Source organism: Pseudorhodoferax sp. Leaf267 (genome assembly GCF_001422405.1).
Classification (GTDB): Bacteria; Pseudomonadota; Gammaproteobacteria; order Burkholderiales; family Burkholderiaceae_C; genus Pseudorhodoferax.
In genome coordinates this window covers 924,140-948,509 of record NZ_LMMV01000012.1, presented here as the reverse complement: position 1 = coordinate 948,509, position 24,370 = coordinate 924,140, and the positions used below count along the sequence as shown (strand labels likewise).

The following is a 24,370-nucleotide window of genomic DNA, read 5'->3' as shown; positions in this document are numbered from 1 at the left end:
ATATGTTGGAGCAACTGAAAGACCCCAGCCTGCTGCGCCAGCAGGCCTACGTGGCAGGTGAATGGGTCGACGCCGACAGCGGCAAGACCACCACCGTGACCAACCCCGCGACCGGCGAAACCATCGGCACCATCCCGATGTGCGGCACGGCCGAGACCGAACGCGCCATCGCTGCCGCAGCCAGCGCCCAGCGCGCCTGGCGCGACGTGCCCGCCAAGGAACGCGCGGCCATCCTGCGCAGGCTCAACGACCTGATGCTCGCGAACCAGGACGACCTGGCGCTCATCATGACCACGGAGCAGGGCAAGCCGCTGGCCGAGTCCAAGGGCGAGATCGCCTACGCCGCGTCCTTCATCGAGTGGTTCGCCGACGAGGCGCGCCGCGTGTACGGCGACGCGATCCCCGCCACCAGCGGCGACAAGCGCATTTTCGCGCTCAAGCAGCCCATCGGCGTGACGGCCGCGATCACGCCCTGGAACTTCCCGACCGCGATGCTCACGCGCAAGGCCGGCCCGGCCCTGGCCGCAGGCTGCTCCATGGTCGTCAAGCCCGCGACGCAGACGCCCTACTCCGCGCTGGCCTTCGCCGAACTGGCGGCGCGCGCGGGTGTTCCGAAGGGCCTGCTGTCGGTGCTGACCGGCTCGGCCTCGGAGATCGGCGGCGAGATGACGCGCAGCCCCGTGGTGCGCAAGCTGACCTTCACGGGCTCCACCGAAGTGGGCCGCACGCTGATGCGCCAATCGGCCGACACGATCAAGAAGCTGTCGCTGGAACTGGGCGGCAACGCGCCCTTCATCGTGTTCGACGATGCCGACATCGACGCCGCCGTCGAGGGCGCGATGGTCTCCAAGTACCGCAACACCGGCCAGACCTGCGTCTGCGCCAACCGTTTGTATGTGCAGCGCGGCGTGCTGGAGCAGTTCACGCGCAAGCTGGTCGCCAAGGTGCAGGCCATGAAGGTCGGCAACGGCCTGGATGCCGGCGTCACGCAAGGCCCCCTGATCGATGCCAAGGCGGTGGCCAAGATCGAAGAGCACGTGGCAGACGCCGTGGCCAAGGGCGGCACCGTGCTGACCGGCGGCAAGCCGCATGCACTGGGCGGCCTGTTCTATGAGCCCACCGTGATCGGTGGCGCAACGGCGGACATGCTGTTCGCGAAGGAAGAGACCTTCGGCCCGCTGGCGCCGATCTTCGCGTTCGACACCGAAGCTGAAGTCATCGGGCTGGCCAACGACACCGAGTTCGGCCTGGCCGCCTACTTCTACAGCCGAGACATCGGCCGCGTGATGCGCGTGGCCGAGCAGCTGGAGTCGGGCATGGTCGGCGTGAACACTGGCCTGATCTCCACGGCCGAGGCGCCGTTCGGCGGCGTCAAGCAATCGGGCCTGGGCCGCGAGGGCTCCAAGTACGGCATCGAGGAGTTCCTGGAAACCAAGTACGTCTGCCTGGGGGGCATCGACAAGTGAGTTTGGATTTGCAGACATTCGGCATCGCCGGCGTGCAGATGAACGTTTCGGCGTTCGACAGCAACGTCGAGCAGATGGGCAATTACCTGCGCCACATCCGCACCCGCTTCCCGTGGGTGCGCATGGTGCTGTTCTCTGAACTCGCCGCACTGGGCCCCAAGCACAGCACGGCCGAGCCGCTGCCCGGGCCGACCGAAGCGCGGCTGTGCGAACTGGCACGCGAAACCGGTCTGTGGCTGATTCCCGGCTCGCTGTTCGAGCAGGTCGACGGGCCCCACGGCACGCGCGTCTACAACACCACGCCGGTCATCAACCCCGAGGGCGAGGTCATCACGCGTTTTCGCAAGCTGTTCCCGTTCCGCCCTTACGAGCGCGATGTCGAGGGCGGCACCGAGTTCTGCGTGTTCGACATCCCCGGCGCGGGCCGCTTCGGCGTGTCGATCTGCTATGACATGTGGTTCCCCGAGACCACGCGCACGCTGGCCGCCATGGGCGCCGAGGTGATCCTGCACCCCACCATGACCGACACCATCGACCGCGACGTGGAGCTGGCCATCGCGCGCGCGTCGGCCGTGCAGAACCAGGTGTATTTCTTCGACGTCAACGGCGTGGGCCATGGCGGCGTGGGCCGCTCCATCATTTGCGACCCGTCCGGCTACGTGCTGCACCAGGCCGAGAGCGGCCCCGAGATCATGGCCATCGACGTGGACTTCGCGCGCCTGCGCCGCGAGCGTGAGCGCGGCCTGCGCAGCAACCTGGGCCAGCCGCTCAAGAGCTTTCGCGACCGCGACTGCACGTCGCGGTCTATGACAAGGAGGCTGCGGCCAGCTTTCCGTACCTGCAGACCTTGGGGCCCTTGACCAAGCCCGACTGACACACCCGACCCGAGAGACAAGGGCCGGGGCGTCGGGCCCGGCCGAGGAGACACAAGATGACGAAGACCAACACTCCAACAAGGACCCGCACCTCGCTCAGCCGTCACCGCAGCGTCTGGGAGATGCGTGCCGACGGCTGGATCAGCCTGGTGGACGACCTGAGCCGTTCGGCCATCCTGCCGCCGGACGACCCCGAGCGCCAGCGCCGCCTGGCCCACATCCACCAGATCATCGAGTCGCTGGCGCCCATCGAAAGCTACTGGGCCTTCCCCGGCGGCCGCGTCTTCGGCGAGCTGTGCCAGTGGATCGAGCGCGAGGAACTGGCCCGCGCCCACCAGGCCGCGCGCCGCATCCACCGCGTGCTGGCGGCCCGCACCTACCGCCACGACAGCAGTGCGCTGGAGGGCGACAACGAGCTGCCGTCGCAGATCGAAACCGAGAGCGAACGCCAGGCGCAGCTGTCGCGGCCCTACTTCGAGGTGCTGATCGTCGACGAGATGAGCCCGGCCGAAGAAGACGCGCTGCGCCGCCGCGTGCTGCGCAAGCGGAGCACCGACGACGATTTCATCTTCGACGTGGTGGTCGTGCCCACGTATGAAGACGCGTTGATCGCCACGCTGGTCAACTTCAACCTGCAGGCGGTCGTGATCCGCCACGGCTTTCCGTTCCGCTCGGTCAACCACAACGACATGCTGCGCCGCTTCCTGGACAGCGTGGACGAGAGCATCGAGCAGATGCCCGAGTTCGAACGCGGCCCGCTACTGGGCCGGCAGATCGCGCAGCTGCGGCCCGAGCTCGACCTGTACCTGGTCACCGACGTCAACGTCGAAGACATCGCCGCCCGCGTGGGCGAGGCGTTCAAGCGCATCTTCTTCGGTGAGGAAGACCACATCGAGCTGTACAGCTCCATCATGAAGGGCGTGGGCGAACGCCACCGCACGCCGTTCTTCCACGCGCTGCGCGACTACGCCAAGCAGCCCACGGGCGTGTTCCACGCGCTGCCGCTGGCGCGCGGCAAGTCCATCATGAACAGCAGCTGGATCGGCGACCTGGCGCAGTTCTATGGCATGAACCTGTTCATGGCCGAAACCTCTGCCACCTCGGGCGGGCTGGACTCGCTGCTCGACCCGGTCGGCCCGCTCAAGCTGGCGCAGGAGTACGCGGCCCGGGCCTTCGGCGCGCGGCGCACCTACTTCGCCACCAACGGCACCAGCACCTGCAACAAGATCGTGGTGCAGGCCCTGGTGCGGCCCGACGACATCGTGCTGGTCGACCGCAATTGCCACAAGTCGCACCATTACGGCCTGGTGCTGGCCGGCGCGCAGGTGGCCTACCTCGACTCCTATCCGCTGGACCAGTACTCCATGTACGGCGCGGTGCCGATCCGCCACATCAAGGAGACGCTGCTGGGCTTCCGCCGCGCCGGCACGCTGGACCGCGTGCGCATGGTGCTGCTGACCAACTGCACCTTCGATGGCATCGTCTACGACGTCGAACGCGTGATGCTGGAATGCCTGGCGATCAAGCCCGACCTGGTGTTCCTGTGGGACGAAGCCTGGTTCGCCTTCGCGCGCTGCCACCCCATCTACCGCCAGCGCACCGGCATGGCCACGGCCGCTCGTCTGTGCGAGATGTTCAAGGAGCCTGCCTACGCCAAGCGCTACGCGCAATTCCAGGCCGAGATCGACTGGAACGACGACGAGGCGCTGCTCAACACGCGCTTGCTGCCCGACCCGGCCAAGGCCCGCATCCGCGTCTACGCCACACACTCCACGCACAAGACGCTGACCGCGCTGCGCCAGGGCTCGATGATCCATGTGTGGGACCAGGACTTCAAGGACAAGGCCGAAGAGGCCTTCCACGAGGCCTACATGACCCACACCTCGACATCGCCCAACTACCAGATCCTGGCCTCACTGGACGTGGGCCGCCGCCAGGTGGAGCTCGAAGGCTACGAGTTGATCCAGCGCCAGCTGGAGCTGGCCATGAGCCTGCGCGAGCAGGTGCTGAACCACCCGCTGCTCAAGCGCTACTTCCGCTTCCTGCGCGTGGGCGACGTGATCCCGGCGGCCTACCGCGAGTCCGGCGTGGAGAGCTACTACAACGACGAGAACGGCTGGAACAACCTGGAGGCAGCCTGGCGCACCGACGAGTTCGCGCTGGACCCCACGCGCGCCACGCTGACCATCGGCGCCACGGGCCTGGACGGCGACCAGTTCAAGAACCGCGAGTTGATGGACAAGTACGGCATCCAGATCAACAAGACCTCGCGCAACACCGTGCTGTTCATGACCAACATCGGCAGCACGCGCTCGGCCATCGCCTACCTGATCGAGGTGCTGGTCAAGATCGCGCGCGACGTGGACGCGCGCATCGCCGACATGAGCGCCATCGAGCGCCGCATCCACGAGAAGCGCGTGAAGTCGCTGACGCTGGAGCAGCCGCCGCTGCCGGATTTCTCCAGCTTCCATTTCGCGTTCCGTGGCCGCTCGGTCGAGGGCCGGGCCGAGACGCGCGACGGCGACATCCGCAGCGCGTTCTTCCTGTCCTACGACGACGTCAACTGCGAATACATCGACATGCCCGAGGCCGCGCGCGCCATCGCGGCGGGCCGCGAGCTGGTGTCGGCGCTGTTCGTGATCCCCTACCCGCCGGGCTTTCCGATCCTGGTGCCGGGCCAGGTCATCAGCGCCGAGATTTTGCAGTTCATGGCCGCGCTGGACGTGCGCGAGATCCATGGCTTCAGGCCCGAGCTGGGCTTCCGCATCTTCAGCGACGCCGCGCTGGAGCGCGCGGCCCAGGCCACGGCCGCACGCGCCGCGCTGGCCGTGGCCGGCCGCGCTGCACAAACACAAGAGCAAGAGGCGCAGCAGCGCCCAGAACCCGAACTGGCGACCGCAGGACTGGCGCCCAAGAAGTCCACCTCGAGGAGCAAGAAATGACCAACAAGGTCAAGAGCATTTCCGACCTGCTGCTGATGTTCCACCGCAATGAGCGGCCCATCTACTTCATCAGCGCCACCAACTTCAACCTGCTCGGCATGGACCGCTGGGTCAACCGCTTCCGCTACATCAACTACATCGACTGCTTCGACGGGCGCCACCCCAACGTCTTCGTGCCCAAGGAGACACCGCACGACGAGTTCACCTCCATCGAGGACATCAACAACTACCTGCTGCAGCACAAGGACGTGGTCGACCTGATCGAGCGCCGCGGCGGCAAGCCCGTGGCCACGTTCCTGATGTTCGACGAGAAGACCGAAGAGCTGTCCAAGGAGCTCGGCATGGAGGTCTGGTTCCCGCCGGCCAAGCTGCGCCAGCGCTGCGACAACAAGATGGAGACCGTGCGCATCGGCAACAAGGCCGGCGTGTACTCGGTGCCCAACGCGCTGGAGAAGGTCGACAGCTTCCAGCACCTGATGCAGATCGCAGAGCGCGCCGGCCTGGGCAAGGACCTGGTCGTGCAGTCGGCCTTCGGCGACTCGGGCCACACCACCTTCTTCATCGCCAGCGAAGACGACTTCAACAAGCACAAGGACGAGATCGTGGGCGACCCCGAGGTCAAGATCATGAAGCGCATCAACTGCCGCGGCGCCACGCTGGAAGCGTGCGCCACGCAGTCGGGCACCCTCGTCGGCCCGCTGTTGACCGAGGTGGTCGGCGCGCGCGAACTCACGCCCTACAAGGGCGGCTGGTGCGGCAACGAAGTGTTCCCGGGTGCCTTCTCCGAAACGGTGCGCGCCAAGGCCCGCGACATGGCCGAGAAGTTCGGCAACCAGCTCTTGGCCGAAGGCTACCGCGGCTACTTCGATCTGGACTTTCTGATCGACCAGGACAACGGCGAGGTCTACCTGGGCGAGCTGAACCCGCGCATCTGCGGCGCCAGCCCCATGACCAACCACGCCGCCTTCGCCTATGCCGACGCGCCGCTGTTCCTGTTCCACCTGCTGGAGTTCTCGGGCGTGCCATTCGATTTGAACGTCAAGGAAATCAACGAGCGCTGGGCGCAGCCGCACTTCATCGACTCGTGGTCGCAGGTGGTCATGAAGTACACGGAAGACAAGGTCGACCAGGTCACGCACGCGCCGGCCACCGGCATCTACCGCATGGCCGAGGACGGCACCGTGGCCTACCAGCGCTTCGACTACACGCGCCGCGCCATCGACACCGAGCGCGAGGCCTTCTTCCTGCGCATCACGGGCCCGGGCGACTACCGCTACAACGGCGCCGACCTGGGCATCCTGATCACGCGCGGGCGCTCGATGGACGACAACTTCAAGCTCAACATCCGCGCACGCGACTGGGTCCGCGGCATCAGCCAGTACTACGCGGGCAAGCCCATCTTGACCACGCAGCACGAGGCCGCGCCGGCACCCGGCTCGTTCAAGATCCTCTGACGATGTCCATCAGCATCCACTTCCAGGCCGTCGCCGAGGACACCCCCGGCGCGCAATGGAAGGCGCTGTTCGAGCGGTCCTGGCCCGGCTACCGGGCCTGGTTCCTGCGCAGCGGTGCGGTGGGCCGGCCCAGCTTCCTGGAATCGCGGCGTGCCTTGCGAGAGCACATGCCCGAGCTGGTGCCGACCTGGGAGCGGCTGGTCGAACTGGCGGGCGGCGGCGACGTGGAGGCGCGCTTCCTGTCCCTGTGGTGCCCGCCGCCCTACATCGCCGGCTGCTCGCAGGCGGTCTGGATCGACCCACAGGGCCGGGACGAGCCCGTGCTGCTGCGCAACTACGACTTCGCGCCCGCACTGCTGGAGGGCAATTGGCTGGCCTCCCGCTGGACGGGCCAGCGTGTGGTGGCGATGAGTGACTGCCTGTGGGGCGCGCTGGACGGCATCAACGAGAGCGGCCTGGCCGCCTCGCTGTCGTTCGGCGGGAGCACGGTGGCCGGTACCGGCTTCGGCATCCCGCTGGTCTTGCGCTATGTGCTCGAAGTCGCGCAGACCACGGCGCAGGCCGTCGCCATCCTGCAGCGCGTGCCGGTGCACATGAGCTACAGCATCACCCTGCTGGACCGCCATGCCGACTGGGCCACCGTGTTCGTCGCGCCCGACCGGCCGGTGCAAGTCACGCGCCACAAGGCCGTGACCAACTTCCAGAACGCCGTGGAATGGCCCGAGCATGCGCAGGCCACGCGCTCGCCCGAGCGGCTGGCGGCGCTGCGCCAACAGGTGGAAACACCGGCCCCGGCGCAGCAGGCCATCGACGCACTGCTGCAGCCGCCGCTCTACCAGACGGCCTGGATGCGCGGCTACGGCACGCTGTACACGGCGGTCTACCGGCCACAGTCCGGCCGCGCCGAGCTGCTCTGGCCGGGTCATCGCTGGGAGCAATCCATCGCGCAGTTCGACGAGGGCCAACACGACATCGTCTATCCCAACGCACCATCCTGAACCCCCAGCGCACGGCCGCGGGTGACAGGCCGCGCGCACTGCACCACCCACCACAACCATTCCCAAAACGTTTGCATGGAGACTTTGAAATGAAAAAGAAACTACCCCCAGCCGTCTGGATCCTGCTGGCCATGGTGGTCGGCATCCTGATCGGCTACATGGTGTTCACGAACTTCCCCGACAAGAAGACCGCGGCGCAGATCGCCGGCTACATCTCCATCATGTCGGACGTGTTCCTGCGGCTGATCAAGATGCTGATCGGCCCGCTGGTGTTCTCCACGCTGGTGGTCGGCATTGCGCACATGGGCGATGCCTCGTCCGTGGGCCGCGTGTTCGGCAAGGCGCTGGGCTGGTTCGTGACCGCATCGCTCATCTCGCTGGTGCTGGGCCTGGTGATGGCCAACCTGCTCAAGCCGGGTGTGAACCTGGGGCTGCCGCTGCCCGACATCGGGGCCTCGGCGAACCTGGCCACGTCCAAGTTCACTCTCAAGGACTTCATCAGCCATCTGGTGCCCAAGTCCTTCGCCGAGGCCATGGCCAACAACGAGATCCTGCAGATCGTGGTGTTCTCCATGTTCTTCGGTGTCGCGCTGGCCGCGCTGGGTGAAAAGGGCAAGACCCTGGTCGCCGCGATCGACGAGCTGGCCCACGCCATGCTGAAGATCACGGGCTACGTGATGAAGCTGGCCCCGCTGGCCGTGATGGCCGCCATGGCCGCCACAGTGTCGGTCAATGGCCTGGAGATCCTGCTCAAGTTCGCCGTGTTCATGCGCGACTTCTACCTGGGCCTGTTCGTGCTGTGGGCGGTGCTGATCCTGGCGGGCCTGGCCTTCCTGGGTCCGCGCGTGTTCAAGCTGCTGGTGCTGATCAAGGAAGCCTTCCTGCTGTCGTTCGCCACGGCCAGCTCGGAAGCCGCCTACCCCAAGATCCTGGACGCGCTCGACCGTTTCGGCGTCAAGCGCAAGATCTCCAGTTTCGTGATGCCCATGGGCTACTCGTTCAACCTCGATGGCTCGATGATGTACTGCACCTTCGCCGTGCTGTTCATCGCGCAGGCCTACGGCATCGAGCTGTCGATGGGCACGCAGATCACCATGCTGCTGATCCTGATGCTGACCTCCAAAGGCATGGCCGGCGTGCCGCGCGCCTCGCTGGTGGTGATCGCCGCCACGCTGAACCAGTTCAACATCCCCGAGGCCGGCCTGCTGCTGATCCTGGGCGTGGACACCTTCCTGGACATGGGCCGCTCGGCCACCAACGCGGTCGGCAATTCGATCGCCACGGCCGTCGTTGCCAAGTGGGAAGGTGAGCTGCTGCCCGAGGCCGAAGCCGACGCCAACGCCAAGGCACTGGACCGGGAAGCCGCGGCCACGCTGGCGCATCCGGCTCATGCCTGAGGCGCGCGCCATGAACACGTCATGGAAGGCATGTCTGGCCATCGGCCTGTGGGCCGCGCTGGCGGGCGGTGCGGCGCGGGCGGAAGACGAGGTGGAGCGGCCCCGGCCGCCCTCTTCGGCATTCGCGCCCACGCAGCTCACCGGCACGCTGGCCAAGCTGCGCAATACCGGAACGATCGCGATCGCGCACCGTGAATCCTCGGTGCCGTTCTCGTACTTCAATGCGCGCAAGGAGCCGATCGGCTATTCGATCGAACTGTGCAAGGCGCTCGTGAACTCCATCGCCGACGCCGTGCAGAAGACATTGACCATCACCTGGGTGCCGGTCACGTCCGAGTCGCGCATCGACGCCATCGCCGACGGCCAGGCCGACCTGGAATGCGGCTCGACCACGAGCAACCTGGAGCGCCAAAAGCGCGTGGCCTTCTCGCCCATCATCTTCGTCTCGGGCACCAAGCTCATGGTGAAGGCCGGCTCGCCCGTGCGCTCGTTCCGTGATCTGGCGGGCAAGAAGGTGGTGGTTACGGCCGGCACGACGAACGAGAAGTCAATGCGCGACCTGGTGGCCAGGTTCAAGCTGGACACGCAGATCGTCGCCATGCCCGACCACGCCGCCAGCTTCGCGCAGGTGGCCAATGGCGCGGCCGATGCATTTGCCACCGACGACGTGCTGCTGTATGGCCTGATCGCCGAGAACGCCAACCAGGGTGGCAAGTTCCAGGTGGTCGGCGAGTTCCTGTCGTACGACCCCTACGGGATCATGTACCGCAAGGACGACCCGCAACTGGCCAGTGTGATCACCGACAGCTTCCGCCTGCTGGCCGAGGACGGTGAGATCGAGCGGCAATACAACCGCTGGTTCCTGCGCCGCCTGCCCTCGGGCACCAGCATCAACCTGCCGATGAGCCCGCAGCTCGAAGCCATCATCCAGACGCTGTCGGTCAGCAAGCCGCAGTAGCCATAGAATCCGCTCCGCGCCCGCAAGGGCGCATCGCTAGGGGTGTGGCGAGCTGTCCTTCCGGGGTGGTTCGCGACTGAGAAAGTCCCTTTGAACCTGATTGAGGTCATCCTCGCGCAGGGAAGCATTGACCAGGATAGGCCGCGCCACCGCACCCGGTGGCCTCTCGAGCGGCCGCCACGATCCGGCAGGCCGACCTGCTATGACGTCGAAAGCGTTGTGGCAATGAACCGTTTTTCCTTTCCCTTGCAGGCCCTGGCCGGCGCAGCGGCGGCGCTGTGCGCGCTGGCCGCTGCGGCACAGGCCCCCGCCCCCACACTGCCGGCCGTGACCGTCCAGGCCGGCCAGCAGGCCCCGCGGGCTGATGTGACGGGCTTTGGCGACCAGCCGCTGCGCGAGCTGCCGCTGTCGGTCACCGTCATCGACGCCGCCACGCTGCAGGCCAGCGGCGCGCGCCGGCTGGCCGACCTGACCAGGTTCGACGCCTCGGTCACCGATGCCTACAACTCGCCGGGCTACTGGGACTACCTGACCATCCGCGGCTTCACGCTGGACAACCGCTTCAACTACCGGCGCGAAGGCCTGCCGATCAGCGCGGAGACCTCCATCCCGCTGGACAACAAGGACCGCATCGAGATCCTCAAGGGCACGAGCGGCATCCAGGCCGGCACCAGTGCGCCTGGCGGCCTGGTGAACTACGCGGTCAAGCGGCCGACCGAGAACGACCTGCGCCGCGCCACGGTGGAGGTCTCGGGCAACGGCGGCGTGCTGGGCGCCATCGACCTGAGTGGCCGCTTCGGCGTGGACCGCGTGTTCGGCTACCGCTTCAACGTCGCGCACGAAACGCTGCGCCCGCGCATCGACGACCTGGACGGCCGGCGCAGCCTGGTGGCGCTGGCGGCCGACTGGCGCGTGGGGCGCGACACCGTGGTGGAAGCCGAGGTCGAGTGGAGCCGCAAGTCGCAGCCCAGCCAGGCCGGCTACAGCCTGCTGGGCAACATCCTGCCGGCCGTGCCCAGCCCGCACCTGAACCTGAACAACCAGCCCTGGTCGCAGCCCTCGGTGTTCGGCGCGCTGACGGGCACCGTGCGCATCGAGCAGGCCTTGACCACCGACTGGAGCTGGTCGGCCCAGGTCGGGCAGCAGCGGCTCAAGACGGACGACCGGCTGGCCTATGCCTTTGGCTGCACGGGCCCGGACTTCTACCTCGCAGACCGCTACTGCAGCGATGGCAGCTACGACCTGTACGACTTTCGCAGCGAGAACGAGCAGCGCCGCCAGACCGCCGCGCAGGTCAAGCTCAAGGGCCGCGTGGCCACGGGCGGCATCACGCACGACCTGGGCGTGGGCCTGCTGCACTCGCGCGTGCGCAACCGCTTCCAGGCCCAGGCCTACAACTATGTGGGCGTGGGCAACGTGGACGGCACGGCCATCACGACGGCCGACCCGACGCTGACCGACCCCAGCACCAACCGCGACGAGCGCTCGCTGGAGCTGTCGCTGCAGGACACGATCCGCTGGTCGCCGCAGTGGACGACCTGGCTGGGCCTGCGCCATACGCGCCTTGACCGCGAGAGCGTGCGCACCGATGGCTCGCGCCCGACCGGCTACGACGCCAGCCTGACCACGCCCTGGGTCTCGCTGGGCTACCAGATCGCCAGCGGCCCGCTGGTCTACGCGAGCTACGGCCAGGGCGTGGAATCGGAACTCGTGCCGAACAGGGCCTCGCGGTACAGCAATGCCGGCGTTGCACTGCCGGTGCGCAAGTCCCGGCAATGGGAGGTCGGCGCCAAGGGCGGCACATCGACCTGGGGCTGGCAGTTGGCGTGGTTCCGCATCGAGCGGCCGGTGACCAATATCGAGTCGTGCACGCCGGCAGTCCCTGACACGCCATGCGAAGCCCGCTACGACGGCAACGCCTTGCACCAGGGCCTGGAAGCCACGCTGGGCTGGGCAGGCGGGCCCTGGCGGCTGGACGGCGGCTTCACGCTGCTGGATGCCGAGCGCCGCGGCAGCACGGAGAACGCGGCGCTGAACGGCACGCGCCCCGTCAACGTGCCGCGCCTGGTCTTGCGCGCCAAGGCCGCCTACACGGTGGCGGCCGTGCCGGGCCTGGCGCTGGACGGCGGCCTGGTGCACGAAGGCCGCCGCTCGGTGCTGCCCGACCAGTCCATCGAGCTGCCGTCGTGGACGCGGCTGGACGCCGGCCTGCGCTACGCGGCCAGGGTGCAGGGACTGGCCACGCACTGGACGCTGGGCGTGGAGAACCTGGCGAACCGGCGCTACTGGAAGGAATCGCCGACGCAGTTCGGCCACGTCTACCTGTTCACGGGCACGCCGCGCACCGTGCGCCTGGCCATGACGGCCGACTTCTAACGCGACGCCGTACTACATCCGGTCACACCGGACGCGGCTAGCATGGGCGCTGCCGCGGCATCCTCCGCGGCGCGCCATTCCGAGAGGCCGTCTTCTGAGCGCCCATCCCCTTTCGCCAGCCGTCCCCCAGCCGCTCGGCGATGTCGCCGCGCTGTGGCCCTTGTTGCTGGACATCGCACAGCGCCGCCGGCGCGGCCTGCCGCCGACCGATGCGCGGCTGCCGCTGCACTGGTCGGCCCACGCGGGCTACGCCCTGCCCGAAGGCTGGCATGCCGACGCCCAGTCGCTGTTCGCGCTGTTCAAGCCGCTGCTCGACCGCCGGGGCGATGCGGCCGACTGGACCATCGGCCAGCTCGGCCAGAGCCTGGACGGCTGCATCGCCACGCACACGGGTGACGCCTGCTTCGTCAACGGCCCCGAGGGCCTGGTGCACCTGCACCGCCTGCGCGCGCTGTGCGACGCCGTGGTCGTGGGCGCCAGCACGGCCTGCCTGGACAACCCGCAGCTCACCACGCGCCGCGTGCCCGGCCCCAACCCCACGCGCGTGGTGCTGGACCCGCGGCTGCGCGTACCGGCCGACGCCAAGCTCTTTCGCGACGGCCAGGCGCCGACCCTGCTGGTCTGCCACGCCGCCCACCGCACGCAGGCCGAGGCCCGGCTGGGCGCAGACCGCGTGGTTGCGCTGCCCGCCCACCCATCGGGCGGTGCTGTGCTGGCGCTGCCCGCGGTCCTGGCCGCGCTGCGCGCGCGTGGCCTGCGCACGCTGTTCATCGAGGGCGGCGGCGTCACGGTGTCGCAGTTCGTGCAGCAAGGCTTGCTGGACCGGCTGCACCTGATCGTGGCGCCCGTCCTGATCGGCGCCGGCCACCCCGGGCTGCGGGTCAAGCGCTCCGACGCCATGGCCGACGCGCTGCGCCCGCCCGTGCGCACCTTCGCGCTGGGCGGCGATGTGCTGTGGGACATGGACCTGCGCGCCTAGCGCGGCGCTGCAGGAATGCCCAGCACATCGACATGGCCCACACGCAGGCACGTGTCGGCCACCAGACCCAGGCGCCGGGCCTTCCAGTCGTCGACTTCGGCGTGTGAGGCCGGCTGTTGTTCGAGGGCCGCCAGCGCCACCCCCTCGACCATCGCGCGCAACATGGCGCGATCCTGCGCGCCACGCATGCCATCCACAAGCCAGTCGCTGGCGGCTCGGCTGACGCGGTAGCCCGCCTGCACGAGCAGCGCGCCGGCTTGCGTGACGGCTGCGCCACCCAGGGCCGGGCCGAATCCCTTGTTGCGCTGCTGGTGCGCCTGGAACAGCGCGTGGACCGGCACGTCGGACGGGTCCACCGGCTGCCAGTCCATGCGATCGTCGACATTCAGCGCCCAGCAGATGGCCGCGTTCGCTGCGCGGCAACGCGCAACCAGGGCCGCCAGCCACGGCGCCGAGACGAGGTCCAGCAGCGCCGAGGCCGTGACCAGTTGCGCGCTCTCGAATCGCAGCTGGTCGAAGCCGGCGACCAGGTCGGCCCGGCGGCGTTCGATCTCGATGCGGCGACCCCCACCTTGCAGCAGCAGGACGCCGCCCCGCTCCTTCAGATGCAGGCCCTGGCATGCCGACCAGGGGGCAAGCGCTGCGGGCATGGCGTCAAGCAGGCGGGCGTCGTGGTCCACCAACGTCCAGCGCTGCCGGCTGCCCAGCCGCGGCGCCAGCGCGCGCAGCGTGGCGCCCGTGCCGCAGCCCAGGTCGAGCACGGTGGTCGGCTCTCCGCCTGCCGGCAGATGCGCTGCCAGCGCCGGCCAGTCCAGCGCCGCGGCGGCCGCCGTGCGCGCGGCGTGGTCGAAGGGCTCGCGCAGGGCCAGCCAGTCGGTGCTGAAGCCTGTCATTGCGGCACGCCTTGCAGCACGGAGGCGAAACGCGTGACGGCTGCGGGCCAGGTGGGCAGCCGCGTGCTGGCCGCTGCAGCCCCTGCGGCCAACGCAGCGCGTGCCGCGCGGTCATCCATCAACCGCTGCAGCGCATGGCACAGCGCATCGGCATCGCCCGGTGGCACCAGCACGCCGGCACCGGCCGGCACGGTGTCGACGATGGCACCGGCCGCCGTGCTCACGACGGGCAGGCCGCGCGCCAGGGCTTCGGCCAGCGCCATGCCGTAGCCCTCGTACCAGGACGGCAGCACGAACAGGTCGGCCTGCGCGTAGAGCAGCTCCAGCCGGCCTGCATCGACCTCGCCGTGCCAGACCACGCGGTCCTGCAGGCCCAGGCGCGCTGCGATGCGCCGCACTTGGGCCACGGTGTCGCCATCGCGCGCCAGGCTGCCGGCGCAGTGCAGTTGCCAGGGGCGATCCTGCAGGGCCGCCAGGGCCTGCAGCAGCAGTGCGTGGCCCTTGCGCGCCGTGACGCTGGCCACGCACAGCAGCGACAGGGCCCCGCTGCCCGCGCCGCCACCCACCGCACGCGGCGCCGGCTCGGTGCCGGGCTCGATGACGGAGATGCGCGCGGCCGGCACATCGAACGCCACCAGCGCGCGCGCGGTGGAGCGGCTGGTCACGACGACCTGGCGCGCGCAGGCCAGCGCGCGCCGCTCGCTGTCGCGCAGCGCAGCCTGCTGCGCGGGCGACAGGCCGGTCTCCAGCGCCAGCGGGTGGTGCACGAGCGCGACCCAGCGCAGGCGTGCAGCGTGGTCTTCGGCAATCGCCGGCATGGCGCCGAAGGCCAGCCCGTCGGCCACGACCAGCGCACCGTCGGGCAGCAACGCGACGACCTCGCTGGCTTGACGCAACGCGGCAGCGTCGGGCAGCGGAAACATGTCGCCTGGCGAGCGCCGTTCGACCTGCCAGCCGGCCGCTCGCAGGCCCTGCGCGATACGGCGGTCGTACAGCGTGCCGCCCGTGCGGGCATCCCAGTCGCCGGGCACCAGGAAGATGCAGGCCTTGCCGTGCACGGCTTCAGCCCGCGCCCAGCACGCCCTCGTAGCTGGCCCAGGCCACGTGCGACTCGTGCAGCTGCACGCGCAGCGATTCGATGCCACTGGCGTGCGCACCCAGCTCGCCAGCCTGCGCGCGCGCCGCGATGCGCTCGAACACCACGCGCGCCATGAACTCGGTGGTCGTGTTCTGGCCCGTGAACGCGGCGTCGTCGTCCAGGTTGCGCAGGTTGAACTCGGCCAGCACGCTGCGCAGCACCTCGGTGGCGCGGGCGATGTCCACCACCATGCCGTCGGCATCGAGCGCGCGGCGGCTGAACGCGGCATCGACCACATAGGTCGCGCCATGCAGGCGCTGCGCCGGGCCGAAGGCTTCGCCGTGGAAGCTGTGGGCGATCATGAAATGGTCGCGGACGTTGACGGTGTACATGGCTTGTCTTTCAGGGGTAATCGATGCGGTGGCACAGCGTGTCGGGGGCACCCCCGGCAAGCCGCTGCATCACCTGCGGCAGATCGTCGAACGGGGCGTGGTCGGTGATGAGGGCGTCGAGCGCGTCGTCGCGCAGCAGCGCCAGCGCCAGCGCCATGCGCCGCGCATGGCTCCAGCGGCTGCGCTGCGCGGCTGCCACGTGGCCGACCTGCGAGCTGCGCAGCGTGAGCCGGCGCGCGTGGAAGGCCTCGCCCAGCGGCAGTGCGACGGCGCGGCTGCCGTACCAGCTCAGCTCGAGAACCGTGGCCTCGAAGGCGGCCAGACCCAGCGCCGTGATGAGGCCCTGCGGCTGGCCGCTGGCGTGCACGACGAGGTCGGCATCCGGGGCAGCCGCCTGCGGCAGGGCGAAGCGCAGGCCCAGCTGCGCGGCGACGGCCGCGCGCTCGGGGCGCAGGTCCACCAGCTCGACCGCGCAGCCCGGCATGCGCGAGGCGAGCCAGGCCACGAGCAGGCCGACCACGCCCCCGCCCACCACAGCGATGCGGTCGCCCAGGCGCGGCGCGGCATCCCACAGCGCGTTGACGGCCGTCTCCATGTTGGCAGCCAGCACGGCGCGCGCCGGCGGCACGCCCTCGGGCAGCAGGTGGACGGCAGTGGCCGGCACGTTGTAGTGCGTCTGGTGCGGGAACAGGCAGAACACGTGCCGCCCCTGCAGCGCAGGCGGCCCGGCCTCGACCAGGCCGACGTTGGCATAGCCATACAGCACGGGCGCGGGGAACTCACCTTGCTGGAACGGCGCGCGCATGCGGGCGAACTCGCTGGCCGGCACCTCGCCACGGAACACCAGCAGCTCGGTGCCGCGGCTCACCGCGCTGTGCAGCGCACGCACGCGCACCTCGCCATCGGCGGGCGGCGCGAGCGTGCCGCTGCGGATGGCGGCGCGGCCGGGCGCCTCGGTCCAGCAGGCGCGGAAACCATCGGAAACCATGTGGGGATGCAATGCTGGCATGCTGTGTCGGTTGCGGCGGCGCGCCATCTTAGAACCATGCACCCATCCCCTTCCCTGCCCAGGCCATCGCTGGCCCGCGCGCACCTGGCGCTGCGGCGCAATGCGGCGCTGGCGATCGCGGCCACGGCGCTGCCTTTGCTGGCCGTGGCGCTGCTGGCCACCAGCGCCGCCGACCTGAGCCCCTGGTTCACGGTGAAGGCACTGGCGCTGTTCGCCGTCGCCGCCGGCTGCGTCTGGCATGGGCTGGCGGCCCACCGGCCGCATGCGCGCTTCGGCGCGGCCAATGGGATCACGCTGCTGCGTCTGGCCATGGTGAGCCTGCTGGCCGCGGGCCTGGGCGAGAGCGCCGCGCCGGGTTGGGCTTGGGCTGCGCTCGGGCTGGCCACGCTGGCCGCCGTGCTGGACGCGGTCGACGGCCCGCTCGCGCGGCGCAGACGGCAGGCCAGCGCCTTCGGCGCGCGCTTCGACATGGAGACCGACGCCCTGCTGATCCTGGTGCTGAGCCTGCTGGTCTACGCGCTGGGCCAGGCCGGCGCCTGGGTGCTGGCGGCCGGCGCGCTGCGCTATGCCTTCGTGCTGGCGGCCATCGCCTGCCCCTGGCTGGCCGCGCCGCTGCCGCCCAGCCTGCGCCGCAAGACGGTCTGCGTGGTGCAGATCGTCACGCTGATCGTGTGCCTGGCGCCCATCGTGCCGCCCGCGCTGGCGCAGTGGATCGCCGCGGCCGGGCTGGCCGCGCTGGCCTGGTCGTTCGCCGTGGACACGCTGTGGCTGGCACGGCGCCGGCCGCATTCCGTGGAGGCTGCTTCATGAACCGCATCGCACGTTTCTCGCGTCGCACGGCCCTGGCCGCCTGCCTGGCGCTGGCCACCCTGCCCGCTGCCGCACAGAGCGCGCGCTACGAGGTCGACCCCGACCACCTGAGCCTGGGCTTCCTGGTCGCGCACATCGGCTACGCCAAGGTGCTGGGCCAGTTCACCAAGGCGCGCGGCACTTACAGCTTCGACGAGGCCACGGGCGCGCTCAGCGACGTGCGCGTGGAGGTCGAGTCCGCCAGCGCGACCACGAACCACAACGGGCGCGACCGCCATGTGCGCGGCGGCGACTTCCTGAACGCCGCGCAGTTCCCGCGCATGGTGTTCACGGCGCCGGGCGGCAAGCGCACGGGTGATCGCACCTTCGAGATCGCCGGCACGCTGGAGCTGCTGGGCCGCAGCCAGCCGCTGGTGCTGCAGGCCACCTGGAACAAGAGCGCGCCCTCGCCCATCACCAAGCAGCATGTGATGGGCGTGTCGGCGCGCGGCAGCGTGCAGCGCAGCGCCTACGGCATGGACTACGGCGTGGCCAACGGCTGGGTTGGCGACGAGGTGCAGCTGATCATCGAGTTCGAAGCGATCCGCAAGTGAGGCCGGTGCCCCTGGCCCCGGCCCGCCAGGGCGCGCCCATCGTGGCCGGCGCTGCGGCGTTGCTGCTGCTCAACGTGCTGCTGACCCTGGTCAACCCCGGGCCGACGCCCTGGCCGCAGCCCACGCCGCGCGTGGCGCCCGAGCTGTGCATCGCCGTGCTGCTGGCCACCGGCTGCATGGCCTGGCGCGGCCGGCTGCCGCTGCGCGCGTTCGCGCTCGCCACCGCCGCGCTGATCGCGGTGCGTTTTATCGACATCACCTCGGCCGCCCTGTTCGGCCGCCCGTTGCACCTGTACTGGGACGGCCGCCACGTGGGCCGGATGCTGGCCATGAACGCCACGCCGTGGTGGCAGATCGCCGCCTCCGTGGCCAGCGTGCTGCTGGCGCTGTGGCTGCTGTACCGCCTGGCACGCGGGTGTTGGCAGGCCCTGCAGCAGACGCTGGCGCGGCGCCCGCAGCGGCATGGCGCGGCGGCGCTGTCGGCCGCGCTGCTGGCGGTGTTTGCGGTGCAGTTGCGCGTCGCGCCCGACACGCCGCCGCTCTTCGCCGGCAGCATCACGCCGGTGCTGGCACGCCAGACGCAGCTGGTCGCCGCGCTGCTGCACGACCGCGGCTCCGAGTCGCGGCTGACGCCCAGCCCCGCGTTCGAAACCGACCTGGCGGGCCTGCGCGGCGCCGACGTGCTGCTGCTGTTCTTCGAGTCCTACGGCGTGAGCACGCTGGACGATCCGCAGCAGGCGCGCCAGCTGGCCGCCCCGCGCGACGCCCTGGCCCGCGCCATTGCCGCCAGCGGCCGCCATGTCGTGTCGGCCCGCGTGCGCTCGCCCACGTATGCCGGTGGCTCGTGGCTGGCGCATGGCGCGCTGCTCACGGGCGTGGACACGCGCGACCCGCTGGACTACGAGGTGCTGCTCAGCACGCAGCGCCGCACGCTGGCGCAGCATTTCAGCGCGCACGGCTGGCGCACCGTGAGCTGGATGCCGGGCCTGCAGCGCCCCTGGCCAGAAGGCCGCTTCTTCGGCTTCGACCACTATGTCGACGCCGACGACATGGGCTATGCCGGCCTGCCGTTCGGCCCCTGGCGCATCCCGGACCAGGCGTCCATGGCGCTGCTGCATGCGCAGGAGCTGGCCAAGCCTGCAGCCTCCCGTGCGCCGCGCTTCATCGTGTTCCCCACCGTCAACAGCCACGTGCCGTTCCGCCCCATCCCGCCCTTCGTGGCGGACTGGGACCGGCTCACAAGCCCCGAGCCCTACACCGCGGAGCAACGCGCCCATGCACTGGACGAGCCCGCGTCGTTGCGCGAGCCGGTGCCGGCCTATGTGCAGTCCATCGCGGCCACCTGGGAGTGGCTGGGCGCCTATCTCGGCGAGCGCGCGCCAACCGGGTTACTGACCATCGTGGTCGGCGACCACCAGGCGTTCGCCGGCGTCAGCGGCGCGGGCGCGTCATGGGATGTGCCCGTGCACGTGATCAGCGCAGATCCACGGTTGCTGCAGCGCCTGGAGCGCGCGGGCTTCAAGGCCGGTCTGTCGCCCACCGGGCCGGCGATCGGGGGCATGCACGAACTCACGGGGCTGCTGCTGGGCGTGTTCGCAGGGCCTTGATGCTGCGTCTTCTCAGCGCGGAATGTCGAACACCAGCGGCCCTCCGTCGCACATGCCATCGGACAGCACGAGCACGCGGTAGGCCTGCGCGGTCTCCTCCAGCAGCGCCATGGCCTCGGGCTTGGTGTCGTCGTCGCACTTGCTGCGCGCGACTGTGCGCAGATCCAGCGTGGCCAGCAGCCGGGGCGCGGCCAACCGGCCGGCGCTCTTGTCGTCCCACAGCGAGACCGCCCAGCCCGCGTCGCGGCTGTCGGGATGGTCGTCGGGGCCGGCCAGCAGCAAGATGCCCTGCGGCACGACCGCCATGTCGCGCAGGCCGCGCCGGTAGCCGACGGGCACGCGCGTGACGGTGAGGCCGGCGTCGGCACCGCTGAAGAACGCGTCTGCGTCGACCGAGGCGATGAAGGCGTGGTCGGCCTCGGTCGGGCCGCGCAGCCCGAAATGCAGCCGCCCGTCGCGCACGGCCAGGGCCTCGATGTCGAGCGCGCCGGTGCCCAGGCAGCGGCCCACGCCCAGGCTGGGTTGCAGTTGGAAGTCGTTGGCGAACAGCGCCCGCAGGCGCCGTGTGTGCTGGTAGCCGCCCGGCGTCACGGCCCCTGGCGCGGGCGGCAGCGCCTGGCCGGTGGCGCCGTCGCGCGCGAAGCGCAGCACGTACTGGCTCGCCTCGTTGGGTGCGCAGTCGCTGCGCTTGACGGCATGCGAGCCCGTCACATAGAAGAAGCGGCCGTCGGTGGCGGCACCCTCGGCATCCAGCTCCTTGCCAGGCACGCCGAACAGCACGCCGCCGGGCTGCGGCACGACCCGGCCGGCGTCCACCTCGGCGAAGCGCGCCTGCGTGCCCTCGTCGAACACCACCAGGCACATGCGCACGCCAGCCGCGTTCGGCGCGCAGGCGATGCCGCTCACGGACTGGCGGGTCTTCTTCTGCTGGTCGGCAAACTCGAAGCCGGCGCCGGTGGACCATGGCTTGCCGGCGGGGGCGATGGCGGGCGGCGGCGTCTGGGCCTGCGCCTGCCACGCGTGCAGCCCCAGGGCCAGAACTGCCAGCCGCAGCGTCGGATGGAAAGGTCGGATCATCCAGGCCCATTCTGCAGCGGTTCGACCATGCACAGGCAGCCAGCGGGCCGGCACCGGGTCGAGCTGCTTCCCTACCAGCGCCCGCCAGGCCCACGCCGGCGATACAGACCACGACCAGCGTCAGCAGTCCGATCAGCCGGCCGAGGTGAGGAGCCCCGTGCCCTCGCATGCACAGCGCTGCGTGGGGGCCATTCGGCGCAAATGCGCGCGCCACGGGATACTCGGCGCATTCGAACAGGACGAGAACATGCAGGGAAACACACAGGTCATCGACTATTTCAAGGACTTGCTGCGCGGCGAGCTGGCCGCACGCGACCAGTACTTCATTCACTCGCGCATCTACGAAGACCAGGGCTTCGTCAAGCTCTACACGCGGCTGGACCATGAGATGCAGGAAGAGACGCAGCATGCCGATGCACTGCTGCGCCGCATCCTGTTCCTGGGTGGAATGCCCGACATGCAGCCCAAGCCCTTCACGCCGGGCCAGACCGTGCCCGACATGCTGCGCACCGACCTGGCCACCGAATACGAAGTGCGCGCAGCGCTTCAGCAGGGCATGGCGCTGTGCGAGAGCGTGGGCGACTACGTAAGCCGCGACCTGCTGCTCACGCAACTGCGCGACACCGAGGAAGACCACGCCTACTGGCTGGAAAAGCAGCTCGGCCTGATCGACAAGGTCGGCCTGGAGAACTACCTGCAGTCGCAGACAGAGGCCGGCGTCTAGTCGCCCTCTTCGACCTGCGCGCGCACGAAGGCCACGAAGCGCGCCAGCGCGGGCGCCACGCCCGCACCATCGACCTCGCCGCGCCACACCAGACTCGTCTCGCACACCGGCGTCGCGCCGGGCTGGCCCTTGCGCTTGCGCGCATCGGGCACGCGGTAGACCACGCCCTGGCGTCGAAACTGCATCACGCTCTCGGGCACCCAGGCCACGCCGATGCCGGCCGACACCAGGTTGACGATGGTCTGCATCTGGATGGCCTCCTGAGCCACCACGGGCAAGCGCCCGGCCGCGTGGTACAGGCCGAACACGGCGTCGTGCAGAGAGGGCACGATGCGGCGCGGGAAGATCACCAGCGGCTCGGCCAGCACGGCCGGCCAGGCCGGGCGCTCGGCAGCCGCCAAAGGATGATGCGCCGGCAGCGCCAGCACCAGCGGCTCGGTCGCCACCTGCAAATGGGCCAGGGCCGGCGGCGCGAAGCCCGGTGAATGCAGCATGAAGCCGGCGTCGATTTCGCCGCGCTCGAAAGCCTGGAGCTGCACATCGCCCGTGGCCTCGACCAGCTCCAGCGCCACGCGCGGGTTGGCGGCGCGAAAGGCGCGCACCCAGGCCGGCAATTGCTCGAAGCCCACCGTGGACACGAAGGCCAGCCGGATGCGGCCGACCTCGCCGCCGGCCGCCTCGCGCGCACGCATGGGCAAGGCCTGGGCACGTGTAAGCAGGTCGCGCACATCGGGCAGCAGCGCCTGGCCTGCGGGCGTGAGCGCCACACGCCGGCTGGTGCGCTCGAACAGCGGCACGCCCAGCGCGCGCTCCAGCTGCGCGATGGCTTGCGTCAGCGGCGGCTGCGTCATGTGCAGGCGGTGTGCGGCGCGGCCGAAGTGCAGCTCTTCGGCCACCGTCAGGAACTGGCGCCACACGCGGAGTTCGACGAACGTGTCATTCATATGCCGAGCATATCAATGGCGGTGCGGAAACGGATTGGAATAAATGGATGGCCCGGCGCATACTTCGCGCTGCAAAAAACTCCCCCACGAGAGACGACCCCATGGAAACCAAGACCATCCAGATCAACCGCCGTTCGGCCAACATCACCGAAGGCAAGTCGCGCGCGCCCAACCGCTCCATGTACTACGCCATGGGCTACCAAGAGGGCGACTTCAAGAAGCCCATGGTCGGCGTGGCAAACGGCCACAGCACCATCACGCCGTGCAACAGCGGCCTGCAGAAGCTGGCCGACGCGGCCATCGCGGGCATCGAGGAAGCCGGCGGCAACGCTCAGGTGTTCGGCACGCCCACCATCTCGGACGGCATGGCCATGGGCACGGAAGGCATGAAGTACTCGCTGGTCAGCCGCGAGGTCATCAGCGACTGCATCGAGACCTGCGTCGGCGGCCAGTGGATGGACGGCGTGCTCGTCGTTGGCGGCTGCGACAAGAACATGCCGGGCGGCATGATGGGCATGCTGCGCGCCAACGTGCCCGCGATTTACGTCTACGGCGGCACCATCCTGCCGGGCCGCTACAAGGGGCAGGACCTGAACATCGTGAGCGTGTTCGAGGCCGTGGGCCAGAACGCGGCCGGCAACCTGAGCGACGAAGACCTGACCGAGATCGAACGCCGCGCCATCCCCGGCACGGGCTCGTGCGGCGGCATGTACACGGCCAACACCATGTCCAGCTCGTTCGAAGCGCTGGGCATGAGCCTGCCCTACTCGTCCACCATGGCGAACCCGCACGACGAGACGCAGAACTCGGCCAAGGAGTCGGCCAAGGTGCTGATCGAGGCGATCAAGAAGGACCTGAAGCCGCGCGACATCGTGACCAAGAAGTCGATCGAGAACGCTGTGGCCGTGATCATGGCCACGGGCGGCTCGACCAACGCGGTGCTGCACTTCCTGGCCATCGCCCACACGGCCGGCGTGGAATGGACCATCGACGACTTCGAGCGCATGCGCAAGAAGGTGCCCGTGATCTGCGACCTAAAACCCAGCGGCAAGTACCTGGCGGTGGACCTGCACAAGGCCGGCGGCATTCCGCAAGTGATGAAGGTGCTCCTCGACGCGGGCCTGCTGCACGGCGACTGCATCACCATCACCGGCAAGACGATTGCCGAGACGCTGGCCGACGTGCCGGCGCTGCGCGCCGACCAGGACGTGATCCGCCCGATCGACAAGCCCATGTACGACGAAGGCCATCTGGCCATCCTCAAGGGCAACCTGTCGCCCGAAGGCGCAGTGGCCAAGATCACGGGCCTGAAGAACCCTGTCATCACCGGCCCGGCCCGCGTGTTCGACGACGAGCAGTCGGCGCTCAAGGCCATTCTGGACGGCAAGATCGTCGCGGGTGACGTGATGGTGCTGCGCTACCTTGGTCCCAAAGGCGGCCCCGGCATGCCCGAGATGCTGGCGCCCACGGGCGCGCTGATCGGCGCCGGCCTGGGTGAGAGCGTGGGTTTGATCACCGATGGCCGCTTCTCCGGCGGCACCTGGGGCATGGTGGTGGGCCACGTGGCCCCCGAGGCCGCGGCCGGCGGCACCATCGCCTTCGTACAGGAGGGCGACTCCATCACCATCGACGCGCACAAGCTGGTGCTGGAACTCAACGTGCCCGAGGCCGAGCTGGCCAAGCGCCGCGAAGGCTGGACGGCGCCCAAGCCGCGCTACACGCGCGGCGTGCAGGCCAAGTTCGCGTTCAACGCGAGCACGGCGAGCAAGGGCGCGGTGCTGGACGACTATTGATGGCC

The 24,370-nt window shown here is 69.5% G+C and carries 20 protein-coding genes and 1 riboswitch; of the genes, 14 read left to right on the top strand and 6 right to left on the bottom strand.

All coding sequences use genetic code 11. The features are described from left to right. The first annotated feature begins 2 nt into the window (after nucleotides 1-2). From ASF43_RS16245 to ASF43_RS16205, 9 genes are all read left to right on the top strand, one after another. Nucleotides 3-1,466, top strand: a complete 1,464-nt coding sequence (locus ASF43_RS16245) for an NAD-dependent succinate-semialdehyde dehydrogenase (protein ID WP_056183083.1) — start codon at nucleotides 3-5, stop codon at nucleotides 1,464-1,466. Further along, the gene (locus tag ASF43_RS16240) at nucleotides 1,463-2,326 is read left to right on the top strand and encodes a carbon-nitrogen hydrolase family protein (protein ID WP_235578261.1); all 864 of its coding nucleotides are present in this window, start codon (nucleotides 1,463-1,465) and stop codon (nucleotides 2,324-2,326) included. The genes ASF43_RS16245 and ASF43_RS16240 overlap by 4 nt, the downstream gene beginning before the upstream one ends. A 71-nt stretch (nucleotides 2,327-2,397) precedes the next feature. Next, entirely contained in the window at nucleotides 2,398-5,283 is a 2,886-nt protein-coding gene (locus tag ASF43_RS16235) for an aminotransferase class I/II-fold pyridoxal phosphate-dependent enzyme (protein ID WP_056183080.1), read from the top strand. Next, entirely contained in the window at nucleotides 5,280-6,737 is a 1,458-nt protein-coding gene (locus ASF43_RS16230; protein WP_056183077.1) for a biotin carboxylase, read from the top strand. The genes ASF43_RS16235 and ASF43_RS16230 overlap by 4 nt, the downstream gene beginning before the upstream one ends. Before the next feature lie 2 nt (nucleotides 6,738-6,739). Further along, nucleotides 6,740-7,735, top strand: a complete 996-nt coding sequence (locus ASF43_RS16225; protein ID WP_056183075.1) for a C45 family autoproteolytic acyltransferase/hydolase — start codon at nucleotides 6,740-6,742, stop codon at nucleotides 7,733-7,735. A gap of 89 nt (nucleotides 7,736-7,824) precedes the next feature. Continuing rightward, entirely contained in the window at nucleotides 7,825-9,132 is a 1,308-nt protein-coding gene (locus ASF43_RS16220; protein WP_056183072.1) for a dicarboxylate/amino acid:cation symporter, read from the top strand. 10 nt (nucleotides 9,133-9,142) lie between these two features. Further along, the gene (locus ASF43_RS16215; protein ID WP_056183071.1) at nucleotides 9,143-10,090 is read left to right on the top strand and encodes an amino acid ABC transporter substrate-binding protein; all 948 of its coding nucleotides are present in this window, start codon (nucleotides 9,143-9,145) and stop codon (nucleotides 10,088-10,090) included. Between the two features lie 28 nt (nucleotides 10,091-10,118). Then, nucleotides 10,119-10,230: riboswitch (TPP riboswitch) on the top strand. A gap of 85 nt (nucleotides 10,231-10,315) precedes the next feature. Next, the gene (locus tag ASF43_RS16210; protein ID WP_056183070.1) at nucleotides 10,316-12,466 is read left to right on the top strand and encodes a TonB-dependent siderophore receptor; all 2,151 of its coding nucleotides are present in this window, start codon (nucleotides 10,316-10,318) and stop codon (nucleotides 12,464-12,466) included. Nucleotides 12,467-12,629: 163 nt separating this feature from the next. Beyond that, nucleotides 12,630-13,445, top strand: a complete 816-nt coding sequence (locus tag ASF43_RS16205) for a RibD family protein (RefSeq protein ID WP_235578260.1) — start codon at nucleotides 12,630-12,632, stop codon at nucleotides 13,443-13,445. On the opposite strand, the gene ASF43_RS16200 is transcribed toward ASF43_RS16205, so the two are convergent. Genes ASF43_RS16200 through ASF43_RS16185 form a run of 4 tightly spaced genes read right to left on the bottom strand, consistent with a single transcriptional unit; the run spans nucleotide 13,442 to nucleotide 16,796 of the window. Then, complete coding sequence (locus ASF43_RS16200) at nucleotides 13,442-14,338, bottom strand: class I SAM-dependent methyltransferase (protein ID WP_056183067.1); 897 nt, start codon at nucleotides 14,336-14,338, stop codon at nucleotides 13,442-13,444. The genes ASF43_RS16205 and ASF43_RS16200 overlap by 4 nt on opposite strands. Further along, nucleotides 14,335-15,396, bottom strand: coding sequence for a glycosyltransferase family 4 protein (locus tag ASF43_RS16195; RefSeq protein WP_056183065.1), 1,062 nt, complete (start codon nucleotides 15,394-15,396; stop codon nucleotides 14,335-14,337). Before ASF43_RS16195 ends, ASF43_RS16200 begins: the two co-directional genes overlap by 4 nt. Before the next feature lie 4 nt (nucleotides 15,397-15,400). After that, nucleotides 15,401-15,808, bottom strand: a complete 408-nt coding sequence (locus ASF43_RS16190; RefSeq protein ID WP_056183062.1) for a 6-carboxytetrahydropterin synthase — start codon at nucleotides 15,806-15,808, stop codon at nucleotides 15,401-15,403. A 10-nt stretch (nucleotides 15,809-15,818) separates the two neighbouring features. Beyond that, complete coding sequence (locus tag ASF43_RS16185; RefSeq protein WP_056183059.1) at nucleotides 15,819-16,796, bottom strand: zinc-binding alcohol dehydrogenase; 978 nt, start codon at nucleotides 16,794-16,796, stop codon at nucleotides 15,819-15,821. A gap of 57 nt (nucleotides 16,797-16,853) precedes the next feature. Between ASF43_RS16185 and ASF43_RS16180 the strand changes: the two genes are divergently transcribed. The 3 genes from ASF43_RS16180 to ASF43_RS16170 are packed head-to-tail and all read left to right on the top strand — an operon-like array spanning nucleotide 16,854 to nucleotide 19,827. After that, nucleotides 16,854-17,627: a CDP-alcohol phosphatidyltransferase family protein gene (locus ASF43_RS16180; protein WP_056183056.1), complete on the top strand. Its 774-nt coding sequence runs from the start codon at nucleotides 16,854-16,856 to the stop codon at nucleotides 17,625-17,627. Next, nucleotides 17,624-18,220: a YceI family protein gene (locus tag ASF43_RS16175; RefSeq protein WP_056183053.1), complete on the top strand. Its 597-nt coding sequence runs from the start codon at nucleotides 17,624-17,626 to the stop codon at nucleotides 18,218-18,220. Before ASF43_RS16180 ends, ASF43_RS16175 begins: the two co-directional genes overlap by 4 nt. Continuing rightward, the gene (locus ASF43_RS16170; RefSeq protein ID WP_162241816.1) at nucleotides 18,217-19,827 is read left to right on the top strand and encodes a hypothetical protein; all 1,611 of its coding nucleotides are present in this window, start codon (nucleotides 18,217-18,219) and stop codon (nucleotides 19,825-19,827) included. Before ASF43_RS16175 ends, ASF43_RS16170 begins: the two co-directional genes overlap by 4 nt. Nucleotides 19,828-19,839: 12 nt before the next feature. Here the strand turns inward: ASF43_RS16170 and ASF43_RS16165 are convergent, their stop codons facing one another. After that, on the bottom strand, nucleotides 19,840-20,904 hold the full coding sequence (locus tag ASF43_RS16165; RefSeq protein WP_056183049.1) for a DUF3616 domain-containing protein: 1,065 nt from the start codon (nucleotides 20,902-20,904) through the stop codon (nucleotides 19,840-19,842). Nucleotides 20,905-21,151: 247 nt separating this feature from the next. Here ASF43_RS16165 and bfr point away from each other — a divergent pair, with 247 nt between their 5' ends. After that, on the top strand, nucleotides 21,152-21,628 hold the full coding sequence (gene bfr / locus ASF43_RS16160) for a bacterioferritin (protein ID WP_056183046.1): 477 nt from the start codon (nucleotides 21,152-21,154) through the stop codon (nucleotides 21,626-21,628). On the opposite strand, the gene ASF43_RS16155 is transcribed toward bfr, so the two are convergent. Further along, entirely contained in the window at nucleotides 21,625-22,572 is a 948-nt protein-coding gene (locus tag ASF43_RS16155) for a LysR family transcriptional regulator (RefSeq protein ID WP_056183043.1), read from the bottom strand. The genes bfr and ASF43_RS16155 overlap by 4 nt on opposite strands. A gap of 101 nt (nucleotides 22,573-22,673) precedes the next feature. On the opposite strand from ASF43_RS16155, the gene ilvD reads away from it, so the two are divergent. After that, on the top strand, nucleotides 22,674-24,365 hold the full coding sequence (gene ilvD / locus ASF43_RS16150) for a dihydroxy-acid dehydratase (RefSeq protein WP_056183040.1): 1,692 nt from the start codon (nucleotides 22,674-22,676) through the stop codon (nucleotides 24,363-24,365). The last annotated feature ends 5 nt before the right edge of the window (nucleotides 24,366-24,370 follow it).